Annotated in this window: 11 protein-coding genes; 6 read left to right on the top strand and 5 right to left on the bottom strand. The window is 40.8% G+C overall.

What is annotated here, in order from left to right:
* Together HCZ11_RS19230 and HCZ11_RS19235 are read right to left on the bottom strand one after the other, a co-directional pair.
* Window positions 1-1,213 (bottom strand): tol-pal system YbgF family protein (locus HCZ11_RS19230; protein ID WP_167659222.1); only part of this gene is annotated, 1,213 nt, incomplete at its 3' end.
* 138 nt (window positions 1,214-1,351) lie between these two features.
* Window positions 1,352-2,632, bottom strand: coding sequence for an acyltransferase (locus HCZ11_RS19235; RefSeq protein ID WP_167659223.1), 1,281 nt, complete (start codon window positions 2,630-2,632; stop codon window positions 1,352-1,354).
* 181 nt (window positions 2,633-2,813) lie between these two features.
* On the opposite strand from HCZ11_RS19235, the gene HCZ11_RS19240 reads away from it, so the two are divergent.
* Window positions 2,814-3,677 carry a LytTR family DNA-binding domain-containing protein gene (locus HCZ11_RS19240; RefSeq protein WP_130052221.1) on the top strand — a complete coding sequence of 288 codons (864 nt, stop codon included), beginning with the start codon at window positions 2,814-2,816 and terminating at the stop codon, window positions 3,675-3,677.
* A 114-nt stretch (window positions 3,678-3,791) separates the two neighbouring features.
* On the opposite strand, the gene HCZ11_RS19245 is transcribed toward HCZ11_RS19240, so the two are convergent.
* From HCZ11_RS19245 to HCZ11_RS19255, 3 genes are read right to left on the bottom strand one after another with little or no spacing between them, the layout of a single operon-like run.
* Complete coding sequence (locus HCZ11_RS19245) at window positions 3,792-6,188, bottom strand: ABC transporter permease (protein WP_167659224.1); 2,397 nt, start codon at window positions 6,186-6,188, stop codon at window positions 3,792-3,794.
* Window position 6,189: 1 nt separating this feature from the next.
* The gene (locus HCZ11_RS19250) at window positions 6,190-6,891 is read right to left on the bottom strand and encodes an ABC transporter ATP-binding protein (protein ID WP_167659225.1); all 702 of its coding nucleotides are present in this window, start codon (window positions 6,889-6,891) and stop codon (window positions 6,190-6,192) included.
* Window positions 6,892-6,901: 10 nt separating this feature from the next.
* Entirely contained in the window at window positions 6,902-8,155 is a 1,254-nt protein-coding gene (locus HCZ11_RS19255; RefSeq protein WP_167659226.1) for an efflux RND transporter periplasmic adaptor subunit, read from the bottom strand.
* A 230-nt stretch (window positions 8,156-8,385) separates the two neighbouring features.
* Here HCZ11_RS19255 and HCZ11_RS19260 point away from each other — a divergent pair, with 230 nt between their 5' ends.
* The 5 genes from HCZ11_RS19260 (at window position 8,386) to HCZ11_RS19280 (ending at window position 14,187) form a co-directional block, all read left to right on the top strand.
* Window positions 8,386-9,789 (top strand): sigma-54 dependent transcriptional regulator, encoded by a 1,404-nt coding sequence (locus HCZ11_RS19260; RefSeq protein ID WP_130050144.1) that lies wholly within the window; start codon window positions 8,386-8,388, stop codon window positions 9,787-9,789.
* A 3-nt stretch (window positions 9,790-9,792) separates the two neighbouring features.
* On the top strand, window positions 9,793-11,097 hold the full coding sequence (locus HCZ11_RS19265) for a PAS domain-containing sensor histidine kinase (RefSeq protein ID WP_167659227.1): 1,305 nt from the start codon (window positions 9,793-9,795) through the stop codon (window positions 11,095-11,097).
* Window positions 11,098-11,443: 346 nt separating this feature from the next.
* Window positions 11,444-11,983: a hypothetical protein gene (locus HCZ11_RS19270; protein ID WP_167659228.1), complete on the top strand. Its 540-nt coding sequence runs from the start codon at window positions 11,444-11,446 to the stop codon at window positions 11,981-11,983.
* A gap of 118 nt (window positions 11,984-12,101) precedes the next feature.
* Window positions 12,102-13,379 carry a LysM peptidoglycan-binding domain-containing protein gene (locus tag HCZ11_RS19275; RefSeq protein ID WP_167659229.1) on the top strand — a complete coding sequence of 426 codons (1,278 nt, stop codon included), beginning with the start codon at window positions 12,102-12,104 and terminating at the stop codon, window positions 13,377-13,379.
* 127 nt (window positions 13,380-13,506) lie between these two features.
* Window positions 13,507-14,187, top strand: coding sequence for a hypothetical protein (locus tag HCZ11_RS19280; RefSeq protein ID WP_217702841.1), 681 nt, complete (start codon window positions 13,507-13,509; stop codon window positions 14,185-14,187).
* Window positions 14,188-14,268 lie beyond the last annotated feature (81 nt).

Raw genomic sequence — 14,268 nt, forward strand, 5'->3', positions numbered from 1 at the left:
ATTGATCAATCAAGGTTGCGTAGCTGTTGAGCTCCTCATCAGGCTTGCCTTGCTGACCATAGGTAACGCCTTGGTTAAACATCGCTTGAGCTACTCGAATTTTAATCTCTTCATTCGATGAGTCTTTGAACTGCTCAATCAAGGTTGAGTAGCTGCTGATTGCATCCTCAAGCTTGCCCTGCTGACGATAGGCAACGCTTTGGTTACACATCGCGTTAGCCACTGGAATTTGAATTTCTTCATTCGATGAGTCTTTGAACTGCTCAATCAAGGTTGCGTAGCTGTTGAGCTCCTCATCAGCCTTGCCTAGCCTCCCATAAGTAACACCTTGGTTAACCATTGTAATGGCATACAGCTTAGACTCTTTTTCACTGTCAACTAACCCTAAAACCTTGTTCCAAGCATTGAGTGCTTCGTCATATTCATTACTTGAAAACGCCTTTAAACCCGCTTTAAACCATTCTAGAGCTGTTTGATATACTCTCGGTTTATTATGTTTGATCGTTGTATTGTCTTCTTTATTTCTTTTCGAGGTAACAACATCTTTGTTTTCTTCTAAGAGAGCATCCCAAGCTAGTTGCTGTTCTTGCTTGATTTTTTCCAGTGCATCCCTTGCCTCTATTTCTAATTTCTCAGCTCGCTCTTTTAACTGAAGACTCACATTTTTAAGTTCAATTTTAGTATCTACAATTAATTTATCTTTATTATCTAATAACCACTTTTCCATATGACTTTCTGAGGCTGTATTAGCAGCCTGCTTGGCTTCGTATACCGCTCTGTTTTTTGCACTAAAACCGAGTGCGATTGCAGCAACCGTGATAATCAAACCAAATAGGGTAAATGCCATTCCCCACAAATTTGTATTACTTGCTATGTCAGAAATCCGCCCATTAAACCCATTCAATTGATTAGTTTGCAGCTTTTCTTGCGTTTCGAGTTTTGTTTGTAAACTGGCTAACTGAGTTTTTAACTCTTGCTGAGTGTTTTCAAGGAGCTTTACATCATTACCCAGTGACTTTTGTACTTCTAGTCCCTCATCCAACCGAGCAAGCTGACTTTGCATGCTAAATATTTGCTGGTAGACCAAGTCATTACTATTTTTTGCTTTATCTATTACTGCCGCTTCATTGATAGGCCTTGTAGAAGGTATATTTTCAGCAAAAGCTGCGCTAGACAGACTCCAAAAAAATAAAAATAGTAAGAAAAAACGCATTAATCATCCCTAGAATTAGTTTGCTTTGCTGAGGTTGTAGTTATAACCACATAGTAGCCTTTTAATCTAAACGAGTTTTGTAGCACATACCACCTAAAACCAACCATTTATAAAATATTTTAAGTTATATTTTTAATGCTAAATTAACCTGATAATCAATGGGCTTACTAGGATTAGTCCACAACCAAAACCAACTTTTACTTGCCATGCTTTATATTTACCTGTGACTTTAATCCCTAAAAATGGACTTAATAAATCGACGCGACGCGCACCTATAAACACTAGCCAACAAAGAATAAAAGTGAGACTTAGTATAAGTAGTGACTCCATGAAACCACCTAATTGCAGCTTCGATAAATAAAAGGCAAGGCCAATAATCACACTTTGATGTAAGAGATAAAAAGGAAATACCGCTGAGTTCAATAAAGCCAATTTAGGGTGATCGTGATTTAAAAAACGTTGTGCTAGTGCCAGCATCATTAACACACCAACTAATCGTTGCGCGGTATACAACATATCCATGCCCGTAATTTGCCACTGACTGGCAGCTGAGTTTTGCCAAATCATGTTATAGCCCGCCACTACAATCAGGTAACCTACAATAAATACCACGCATAATGCCCTCCAATGAAGAAGTAGCCGACTATAAAATACTGAGTGCCACGCAAGTAAGTAACCATAAAGTAAAAATAAAGCACCCATGGGGTATCGAAATGTATCGCTCGGCCAGCTCAACTTTAAAATACAAAGCGGCAATAGCAATATGATAAAAATAATTAATAACGACTGTTCACATAGACGTGTAATCACTGTTTGAACATAATGGTGATGAAGCAGTGGCAGAGCAAACACGAGCAATAAGGTAAATTGCCATAACGAGCGTAAGTACCAAAGATGGTTTACATCAACATGAGGCCAAATACCTGCTTGATAATATTCAAATAGAGGGTTTGTCAAATCAAAAAACTGCAAGTAAAACTGCCAGTAACTTATCGCTAAACCGGTCTCTTGGCTCATTTGCGCATATAGCTGAACTGGCACAATAAACCAAACTCCAATTAATAATGGCAGTAATATTCTGACACTGCGTGATATTAAAAAACCACCTAAGCTAGCGCGCGCAATTATGAACCTCAGTGCAGCACCTGAGATAAACCAGATTAACCCCATCCGCCAAGGCGACAATAAGAGCATGATGTTTTCTATATTGCTGGATAAATACTGACTTTTAAAGTGAAAGCCCCAATTTTGAGTGTATAACATACCTGTGTGGTAAAAAATTAATAAGCCAAAGGCAAGTACTCTTAGCCAATCTAAATCATAACGACGCGGTGGTAACTCAACGGCTTGATTAAACGCATTTTGCCATGGCTGTAATAACGTGCGTGTTGTGTTTTTAATTATTATTTTAAGTTTCATGATTGATTATGGTTACGACAAGTTAATAACAACTATGAACAACACATAACGTTAAGCTATCAGAAAAGGTCGATAAAACAATCAGTAGGGATAAACGGTGGATATCAGGGATAGTATGTTTGGTGATTTATCACTATCTTGTTAGTCTAATTACGGTCTTCAAAGAGTAACAATAATAATGATCACCTTAATGCATTTTCAGCGTAACCGAACTTGGTATGCGACATTATTTTTATTTAGTTATATTTTTATAAATAACACTATTAATGCCAGCTCAGATATCATGGAAGCCCAACGCGATGGTGAACTGTCATTTTTGCTTTGGGAGCCCTTTGTCTGGGAATATTCAAGCGCTATCGGCACCTTATTATTATTTCCTGCTTTAGTTTGGTTATTGCAAACCCAACCCTTTAATTGGCAAAAGATCACTCGCTCATTGCTCACTTATTTATTCGCAAGCATTATTTTTTCCTTATTACACGTAGGGATCATGGTCGCTATCCGTGAGTTCATTTACACAATTCAAGACATGCAGTATGACTTCGGGTTGCTGTGGTTTGAGTTACTTTATGAATACCGTAAAGACTTATGGGGGTTTTTATCTTTAATTGTGATTATTAAAACGTATCAATACATTGTTAGCCAATTAACCGGCGAAGCCAAGCCAATCAATCATGAAGAAAACGCCCAACAGGATCTGAATTTCGACCGATTACTGGTTAAAAAACTAGGCAAAGAATTCATCATATGTACAGATCAAATTGACTGGCTTGAATCTAGCGGCAATTACGTAAATCTACATATTGGCTCACGTATTTATCCGCTACGTACAACCATGACCCATCTTATATCTCGGTTAGAACCGCAAGGTTTTTGCCGTATTCACCGTTCTCATGCTATTAGACTCGATGTGATTGAATCAATCACGCCATTGCCAAGTGGTGATAGTGAAGTGAAACTTACAACGGGAAAAATACTTAACTTATCACGTCGTTACAAAGAGCAGTTTAAAAAACAGGTTAATTCGTCTGCCGCTCATTTTTAGCTAACTGTATATGACGTTTTTCTGCATAAAGAATTTGCTGGACTTGGTGGCCATTTAAAGGTGTAAAAAAGCCCAGCTGTATTGCTAGGCTTGGAATGGATCATGAGTTGTGTGTTACTCATAACGAAGGATTAATGATGGACGGGTGCTGGCCGCTTTAAATGCTAGGCTTGCCACCGTTGCCCACGTGATAACCGCAACGACCACAGCCGCAGCGCCATACACCCACACAGCTTGTTCAATGCGGTCGTTAAAGTTTGCTAACCAATCTCCTACTAAGAAGTAAGTAACCGGGTAAGCAATAGCAATACTCACGCCCACCAGCACTAAGAACTCTTTAGCAATGATATTTACGATACTGATGCGAGATGCACCTAGCACTTTTCGAACTGCCACTTCTTTTTGACGACGCACTGTTGCAAACGAAGCCAAACCAAAGGTACCTAAGCAAGTTAAGAACACAGCAAGAGCGGTAAAGATTAAAACTACATTCGAAATTCGCTCATCACCTTTTAACAACGTTTTGTAGTTGTCTGCGAGTAAATTAATTTTCGGCTCATAAATATTGGCTGTGCTTGCTAATACTTCAGCGATCTCAGCTTTAATATAAGGCAAGTTTTGCTGATCAATGGTTAAGATTAACTCTGATACTGGTGATAAGAAGTTAAAGCCACATAAGAACATAATATTTGAGTTGGCATCTTTAGCATTACCTACTTTTACATCTTCAACCACACCCACAACACGCATATCTACGCCGCGACCTGAGTCTTTAATTACCTTACCGATAATGTCACTCATGTTAGTGTAACCTGCTTGCCTTGCGACAGATTCAGTCACAATGGTACCCGTACTTGTTACCCCATTTTCACGGCTTGCCCAATCACCAGCAAATTCACGACTAAAGTCACGACCAGCAACCAGTTTTAATCCTAGTGTTTTTACAACATCGTAGCTTGCGCCTACAACAGGCGTTAAGCTGCCAGACGCTTCACCATTTGGCCACGTTGGCATAAGTGTATTATTGATTGAAACGGTTAAACGGGTATCAATGACTGTTGTTTGCTGTACGCCTTGAATCGCACTAATACGGTTAACTAAGGCATTTTTTTCTTTTGTGAATACTTCGCCTACAGGAAGCTCCGAAATAACCAATCTTTGTGTTGTTTCATAGCCTAAAGGTAAGCTTTGTAAGTAAGTTAATTGCTTTAACAAGGTAATAGAGGCAATGATTAAACCTATTGCTAGTGAAGCCTGCAAGGTTAGTAAGCTCTTACGAACCCATATTGCAGTATTACCACGCTGTAAGTCACCACTTAAAACGCGTTTTGCACTGAATGACGAAATAAAGAATGCAGGATAAAGCCCAGCTAATATGCCCACAGCAATTGCGACCAAAATAATGGCAATGCCAAATTCAGAGGCATAATTCACGACCAATTCGCGGTCTACTAGTTGATTAAAGCTTGGTAAAAATAGCTCCACTAAAGCACATGCAATCACCATTGAAAGCATTGATACCAACACAGATTCAGATAAAAACTGCGTTACTAACTGGCCTTTACTTGCGCCAAGCGCTTTACGCACACCCACTTCTTTTGCACGTTTAGTCGATTGAGCGACGGTCATATTAATGAAGTTAAAACCTGCAATAAGAATAAGTAACACACTTAAACCAACACAGATCATGACCACTTGTTTAGCGCCACCCGCTTTCATCTCAAATGGTGATTTAGCCGTTAAGTGCAAATCAAGTAATGGATGCAGCTCTAAACTAACTTGTTCCAGCATCGAACCGCTAAAAAAGCGCTCTGTTAAGGTTTTAGCTAATGCATCGGTATCGGTGCCCTCAGCTACACGCATATAAACATAACTACTGTTGATGTCTATTTTGCTTGGATCATGCTTAACATAAACAAGGTTTTTAAAAGCAAAGTGAGTGTTATCTGTTAAGTCTGCAAACACGGCACGCACTGTGTACTGTCCTTGTTCATGTGTTAGTGTTTCACCAATCACATCGGTGCGACCAAAAATGCGCAGTGCTTCTGATTCACTTAAAGCAAGGCTGTCTGGTGTACTCATTGCTGTTGTTAAGTCACCTGCAAGCGTTTCTAGAGCAATAAAGTTTTCAATATTTGCTGAAGCACCATATAAAGCATTTAACTTATAGCCTTGGTTGCGATAACTCACATCAACCATAGCTTCACGGGTCAGCTCGACCATAGTTAATCCGAATACTTCTTCAACTTGGCTGTAATCTTCGGCCTGCTTTGACTGCACATAATTAAAAATAGGCACCACAGCTAAACCAAGTTTTGAGAAGTCTTGGCCAACGCGATAAACACGCTCAGCATGAGGCTGTTGGCTATCGTACGAAAGCTCATTTTTTGCAAACAAAGCAACTAGAATTGCCGCAGCTAAGCCCACACTTAAACCCAGAACATTTAAAATAAAGTGCTGTTTTTGGTTTTTAAACGCACGCAGCGCGGTGATCAAATAACTTAAAATCATGTTATGCCACCTCTGCTGTTTGTTGAACACGGTTAGCCTTATCAACCATCACTTGGCCATCAAGTAAGCGCACTAAACGGTCAGCATAATTGCCTTCTTTTTCTGAGTGAGTAACCACAATTACCGTGGTACCTTCGCGATTTAGCTCACGTAGCATCGCCATGACTTCATCACCATTTTTTGAATCAAGGTTACCCGTAGGCTCATCCGCTAAGATTAGTTTTGGATTAATCACGAGAGCTCTGGCTACTGCTACACGTTGCTGCTGACCACCCGATAGCTGCTGCGGTAAGTGATCTGCTCTATGGTCGATTGCGACACGTTTTAAGATTGCGTCTACTCGCTGTTTCCGCTCACTTTTTGAGATATTTTGATACTGTAATGGCAGCTCAACGTTTTCAAATATTGTTAATTCATCAATTAAGTTAAAGCTTTGAAAAACAAAACCAATCGACGCTTTTCTAAGTGTTGCTAATTGCTTTTCACCAAACCCTGCGATGTCTTCGCCTAAAAACTCAAAACTGCCTGCTGATGGCGAATCCAACATACCTAAAATAGAGAGTAATGTTGATTTACCACAGCCAGATGGCCCCATAATGGCAAGAAATTCGCCTTCGTTTACATGTAAGTTAATATTGTTAAGCGCTGTTGTTTCAACATCTTGAGTACGGAATACGCGTGATAAGTTAGTTAATTTAATCATTGTTTTATCCTTAAAATTGTAGTTGTTGGGCTTTATCAAAGTTGCTGTAGCTAGAGGTGATCACGCGATCTCCGGCGCTTAGGCCACTTAACACTTCATAATAGTTTTGATTCTTTTTGCCAAGATGAATGTCTTTTCGTACTGCACGATTGCCATCTTTATCCATGACATAAACCCAGTTACCTCCTGAGCTGGTAAAAAATGCGCCGCGTTCAAGTAATAAAGCAGTGCCTTTGCTATCACCTAGCATCAACTGCACATCAAGACTTTGTCCGCGTTTTATGTTGCTCGTGCCGTTTGGTAAATCGACTTCAACCTGAAACTGTGATTGCTGAACACGGCTATCAATTTTGCTAACTGTTGCCGCAATTTCGCCTTGTTCATGTTCAATAAGCACTTGCATACCTGCTTGAACTTGGCTTAGGTAAAACTCATCTAGTCGCACAACTAGTTTGTATTCATTAGGAATATCAATCTGCCCTAGGCGAGCACCACGGCCTTTTGATTCACCAATTTCAACATCAAGCTCACTTAAATAACCGTCTGCTGGTGCTGTTACGAGTAAGTTTTCAAGGTTCTTTCGCGCAAACTGTAGGTTTTTCTCTAGCATGTCGGCGCTATCTTTTAACTGAGCTACCTGAACTTCACGAATGCTGTTTTCTTGCTTTTGACGCTCAAGAGTTAGTTCTTTACGAGCTTTGTAATACGCTAAATCTTCTTGAATTTCAGATAATTGCTCTTGTGCCAACACACCCGTTTTCACTAGCGGCTGAGTCTGTTTTAAGCGGCGCGATAAATGTGTGATTTTAAGATCGATTTCAAGCAAATCACGGCGTAAGTTCAAACGGCTGGTTTCCATATTCATTTGCGTGTTACGTAAAAAGTTAAGCTGCTCAGTCACCTGTGCTTCACGGCTCATTACATCAAGCTGCAAGTTAGTATTGCTTAAACGCACAAGTGGTTGGCCTTTTTTAACAAACTCCCCCTGCTCAACAAGTCGCTCTTCAACTTGGCCTCCGGCAATGGTGTCGAGATAAATGGTAGTGCGAGGCATAACCTGACCACGAAGACTTAAAGCATCAACAAATTCACCTTGTTGTACTGTGCTAATCGTTAAGCTTGTCGCGGTTACTTGCTGGCTTCGACCTGTTTGCTCAGTTTGCGTGAAACCATAAGCTGCAGCCGCAACAGCTAAGCACGCAGCTGCAATTACTGATTTCTTAAAAAATGCTTTGTTATTTGAGCGTGTAATTTTCTTATCCATGTTGACGCCTTTAAGTTATCTAGGTGCTAATTACCTATAGATAAAACAACTCTTGTGCCAACTTTTATTTTTATTAAATTACAATAACTTATACAAAAATCAACAAGCATGTATATAATCAAGTGTCCGCTTATAGAACACTTCAAAACCCATATATCGTCCATAAATGGACACTCTTACTATTTTCAATTAGTCTTAGTGTTCCCATAAAGGAATAATAATAAATAGCTATGAAACAAGCAGGATCAATTCTTATCGTCGATGATAACCCCGACGTACTTATCGCCGCACGATTACTTTTAAAGCAGCATTATCAGGTTGTAAAAACCACAGATAACCCCTTTGATATTGAAGGTATTATTAACGCACAGCATGAGGCGGATCAGGCTATTGATGTTGTGTTACTCGATATGAACTTCACGCAAGACTCAATTAGTGGCAAAGAAGGATTCTACTGGCTAAAAAAAATCATGAGCCAAGACGCTAACATTGCGGTACTGCTTATGACGGCCTACAGCGATATTCAGCTAGCTGTCGAAGCAATTAAAGCTGGTGCCTCTGACTTTATTGCCAAACCTTGGCAAAATGAGCAATTACTTGGTGCTGTTGCAGCGGCATTTTCACACGCTAAAGACAAACAGCAAGTTGGTAAGCTCACAAAACAAAAGCAGGCCTTGCAGCAGTCAATCGGCAATCAACCATTTGAGTTTTTAGGCCAAAGTGATGCCATGCAGCAGGTTTTTTCGGTTATCGACAAAGCAGCCAACACAGATGCCAACATATTGATTAGTGGCGAAAGTGGCACAGGTAAAGAACTCACCGCACATGCAATCCACAATGCAAGCCAGCGCCAAAGCCAACCCTTCATAAGCCTAGACATGGGCTCACTAGCCGAAAGCCTGTTTGAAAGCGAACTATTTGGCCATAAAAAAGGGGCGTTTACTGGCGCGAAAGAAGATCGCATTGGCCGATTTGAGCTGGCCCATGGTGGTAGTTTATTTTTAGACGAGCTAGGTAATTTACCGCTTAACCAACAAGTTAAACTACTTGCGGCACTACAAAACAGGCAAATAACACCGGTTGGTGGCTCAAAAGTCCTCGATATTGATATTCGTTTGATCTGTGCAACGAATGAAAACCTCGAACAAGCAGTGACTGAAGGCAAGTTTAGGCAAGACTTACTGTACCGTGTTAATACGGTAGAGATCCATTTGCCAGCTCTGCGTGAGCGCAGTGAAGACATTCCATTACTGTGTAACTACTACTTGCAACACTTTGCACATAAATACAAACGAGAGTTATCAATTACGGCATCTGATATGACACGTTTAAGTCAGTATCATTGGCCAGGCAATGTCCGTGAACTTGCCCATGCAATTGAGCGTGCAGTCATCCTCTCAGAAGGTTCAGAGCTCGATATAAGCTCAGTGATAAGCTCACCAAGTACCAGTGTAAGCACAAATGAACTCTCTACAAACGCTGCTGACTACGACACTTTTGATCTTGAAATCATCGAACAGAGAACCGTTCGTGCAGCTTTAAAGCATTTTCAAGGCAACGTTAGTCACGCAGCAAAAGCACTCGGCCTGACACGCGGAGCCATGTATCGTCGTTTAGAAAAATATGGACTTTAATCTATGCGAAATTTCATTAGCTTAGCTGGCCTATTAGCTGCACTAATTGGTTTCTCAATTGCTTTGTTTTGGCAAGTACAGCAAAGCGGGTTTTCTGCTATTTCGGCACTTTTAGTTATTTTAAATTTGGTATGTGCCGCGCAAATTTTTAATTTATTTAAACGCCAAACAAGGCGTGCAGATATGGTTTTTCGCGCTTTAGCGAATGGAGACAGCACATTAGGCTTTGGTGACCAACACCCTATGCAGCAGCAATTTGAGCAGGTTAAACAACAAATTCAGGCTGCACGTTTTAATGCAGAGCAACAAGCCCAGTTCTTACAAGCGCTATTAATTCATATCGATCTAGCGGTATTAGTGTGTGATGAACAAGGCACTATTATTGAAAGCAATCCGGCGGTCAGTCGTTTACTTGGGCAAGCAGTAAAGCACATTGATGATCTAGGTGTAATAGCAAACCTAGTTCAAGACGCTAAACAAAATAGCCGTAATACCGTGCCATGGCAAAATGGCGAGCAGCACGATACGTTATCTGTGCAGATCAGTATTGCCGAAATCCAAGGTAAAGTTCGTAAAGTGATCAGTTTGCAATCTATTCATGATCAGCTGCAATTAAAAGAGCAACAAGCTTATAAGCGCCTCACCAAAGTACTGACTCATGAAATTGCTAATTCGATTACGCCACTCTCTTCGTTAGCACAAACTTGTACGGCACTGCTGCCAAATGAGCTTAGTTTTGATGATCAGGAAGATAAACAAGACTTGCAACTCGCCCTAACAACACTCGCATCACGAACCGAGCATTTAAGCGAGTTTATAGCGCAATTTAAAAAGGTTAGTAGCTTACCCGCCCCACACTTACAGCCACATATTCTGGCAGATCTTGCCAAGCAAGTTGTCGCTCTGCACTCACAACAAGCTAAGCAACTTAATATTACTTTGAATTTATCGGTGCAAAGCCAACAGTTAGTAATGATAGATAGAGGCCAAGTTGAGCAAGTGATAATAAACCTGCTTAAAAATGCCCTTGATGTACTTAAACAATTAAATAATCCAGAGACAACTAAATGCATAGAGGTAAATATTGCACAAAATGCTAATCAGCAACTGTATTTAGAGGTCAGCGACAATGGTACAGGTATCAGCGATCATGTGATCGAGATGATTTTCGTGCCATTTTTTACTACCAAGCAACAAGGCTCAGGAATAGGCTTAAGTTTATCGCGCCAGATCATGCTCAATCATGGCGGCGATCTGGTATACATCAAACGCCAGCAAGGAGCCTGCTTTCGCTGCGTGTTCGGTTAGCTTACATAGTTAGAACACTTACTTACAATTTGCTAAGGCGCTGTTTGGTATCATGTACCCATTAACGTTTAATGGATTCTAGGGCGTGTTGACCTTTGTTGATTGAAATTTGTTCACTCTAGGGGCGATTTAATCGCGGCGCGAGATTTGTAACCTAGTGGGCTAAGTAAAAATCGAGTAACAAAGAGTTAATCGCCCCTAGGAAGAACCCGAAGGGCAGCGCGTGTTTGGCATTAATGCTGCGTTATCGCCTATTTATGTGGAACAACCACACTACATAGGCTCTGCCTTGCCTAAATACCAAACACACTGCTGCAAAATTAATCATAAAAGGACAACACGCCCTATGAAGTACCTCGCCTTAGCACTACTCTCATCACTTGCCTTTATTCCTACAAAAAGCTTTGCTGGTATTTATGACAGCCCTAATATGAACCTGTTTGTTAAGTCAGAGCATAATAGTACTGATTCAATCACCTCAGCCGGCATCGAATTTATGGCTAAAAATAACTACAGCAATTTCGGCGCAGCATTTACAACGGCACTAGGCTCAGCAGAAGTATTTACTAAAAAAGGTGATCGGGAGACATTTCTAACCTTAGATAGCGGCATCAAATTTGGTTATTTCAGCGACTTTTTTGTCTATGGCGAAGTGGGCTTAGATTTAATTGAACTTGCTGTATACGACGACCGCGAGGACCACGACTACAGCGACCGCTATGATGACGATCACAATAATATTGATGGCTATGTTGGTGTGGGTATGGGCGTGGACTCAAAGCCATTCAGAATAGAGATCTATGCCAGAGCCAGAGAAATAGACAGCCGCTATTGGGAAGCACAAAACCATGGTTATGCTGGGTTACAAGTTAGTATTTCGTTTTAATTTCAATTGGGTGAGTAAGTTAGCGAGCTGTTAATCTAATGGTCATTTTTAGCTCACCCTATGTTAAGCTTAGGCGCTTTAGTTTACCCGCACCTAAGTTAACGGAGTATTTTAATACGTGTTTTTAAATCGATTTTTAGGCCTTGTTGTTGTTTCTCTCATTGTAACAGGCTGTCAGACTGCCCCTGAGTCTCTTCCCGAAAAGAAGCCCACCATCAAAGCCAATCCTGGTACTGTGGTTGCAGAAGCTAAAACAAAACAAGTAGACGCGGTGACACCGCTCAAACCAAGTGAGCTTGATGACGTATGGCAACGTATTCGCATTCAACTGCAGTTTAGCGATTCAAGTCACCCAGATGTACAAAAGCGCATTGCTTGGTACCTTACTCATCCTAATTACATGGAAGAAATAAGCCGCCGTGCAGCGCCGTATTTGTATCATATCGTCACAGAAGTAGAAAACCGTGACTTACCAATAGAACTCGCTCTAATGCCGCTTATAGAGAGCGATTTTGATGCCAGTGCCTATTCACACAAACATGCATCGGGTTTATGGCAACTCACCCCCTCAATCGCCAAATACTTCAAAGTAAAAATTACCCCTTGGTATGATGGTCGCCAAGATGTGGTCGACAGCACCCGTGCAGCTTTGGATTTTATGGAATACCTTTATAAACGCTTTGATGGCGATTGGTATCACGCTATTGCTGCCTACAATATTGGTGAAGGGCGAGTATTACAGGCAATTGCTCGTAATAAAAAACAAGGTAAGTCGACGGACTTCTTTAGTTTAAAACTACCATCACAAACCAAACAGTACGTACCTAAGTTACTGGCCGCAGCACAATTATTAAAACACCAAAGAATGGTATTCCCTGCGATTAAGAATGAGCAAGCTATTGCAACCTTACCAGTGACTGGTGCAGTGATCTTAGCAGATAAAGCGAAGTGGCAAGAGCTTGAAGAGCTAAACCATGGTGTTATCCGATACCCAGCGGTGATTGATGCGCCACATATTGTGGTCCCCAAAGATCAGAAAGCAAGTTATCAAACTCTATTAGCTAATCAAAAGAGCAATGATTATAGCCAGTGGCAACATTACACAGTTAAACGCGGTGATAGCTTAAGTGTGATTGCAAAGAACTATAAAGTAACAGTTAGCCAACTGAAAACCTTCAATAACCTAAAAACAAACACCATTCGTATTGGTCAAAAGCTGATATTGCCGCAATTAGCGGATCAGCAAATCGAGTATAAGGTGAAATCTGGCGACAGCCTTTGGAAGATTGCAAAGCAATACAAAGTCAGCATCACTAAACTCAAACAATGGAATAACCTTTCAAGAGATAATTTAAGAGTAGGTGAAAAGCTCACGGTGTTTATCTCAAATAGTTAATACCAAATCAGGGAGTTTTACTCCCTGTCTCTTTTATCTATCCAATTAAAGTTGTATCTTTATTAGTCTATAAAAACAACAATCAATAATTATGGATAATCAGCAACAGGACGTAAGCTGTTCAACAGTGAAAACAGATCAAGACTCTAACGTTGAAGAGCAAACAAAGACCACCCAGCAAAAAACTCAACCTGCTAGCAACCAGCATAAGGCATGGTTTACCAACGAGCGACTAAACCTATTTCTCGCACTCTGTGCCATTATTATCTCCGCAGCCTCCTTTTATGCTACTTACTTGCAAGCCAACGCTGCAGAACGACAAGTAAAAGCCGCCACATGGCCTTGGCTTGAAGTGATAACGGGGAATTTTGATGAAGAAAAAAACCTACCTGAAATCACCTTTGAACTCACTAATTCAGGATCAGGACCTGCGATAGTAAAGTACGTGAAGTATCACTATAACGACCAATCATATTTAGATATCTATAAAGTAATTTCTGCATGCTGTTTTGATACACAAGCATATGAAACACAGCTACAAACTCTGCAAGAAGATTCTCCCGACATAAATATTTTCGAAGCATTTGGCTGGATTATGACGAGTGCCAGTGATAACCGGTTGCTGGCATCTGGCAGCGAACTTAAACTTTTTCGTTTCAAGCGAACGGGATTTAATGAAACTCAATGGGACAAAGTAAACAAGCAGCGTAATAGCATTAAAACCGAGATCTGCTACTGCTCGTTGCTAGAACAATGCTACCTAAGCGATGGCCGCGGCGATGTGAGAGAAATACAGCAGTGTGAGTGACACCGAGCTATCAGCTTTCAGCCGCTTTGTGGAGGTGTTTGGTGCTGAGTCTCCCTCTGCCAGAGGCTCTAGGCTCTAGGC

Source organism: Pseudoalteromonas sp. HF66, assembly GCF_011806445.1.
Classification (GTDB): domain Bacteria; phylum Pseudomonadota; class Gammaproteobacteria; order Enterobacterales; family Alteromonadaceae; genus Pseudoalteromonas; species Pseudoalteromonas apostichopi.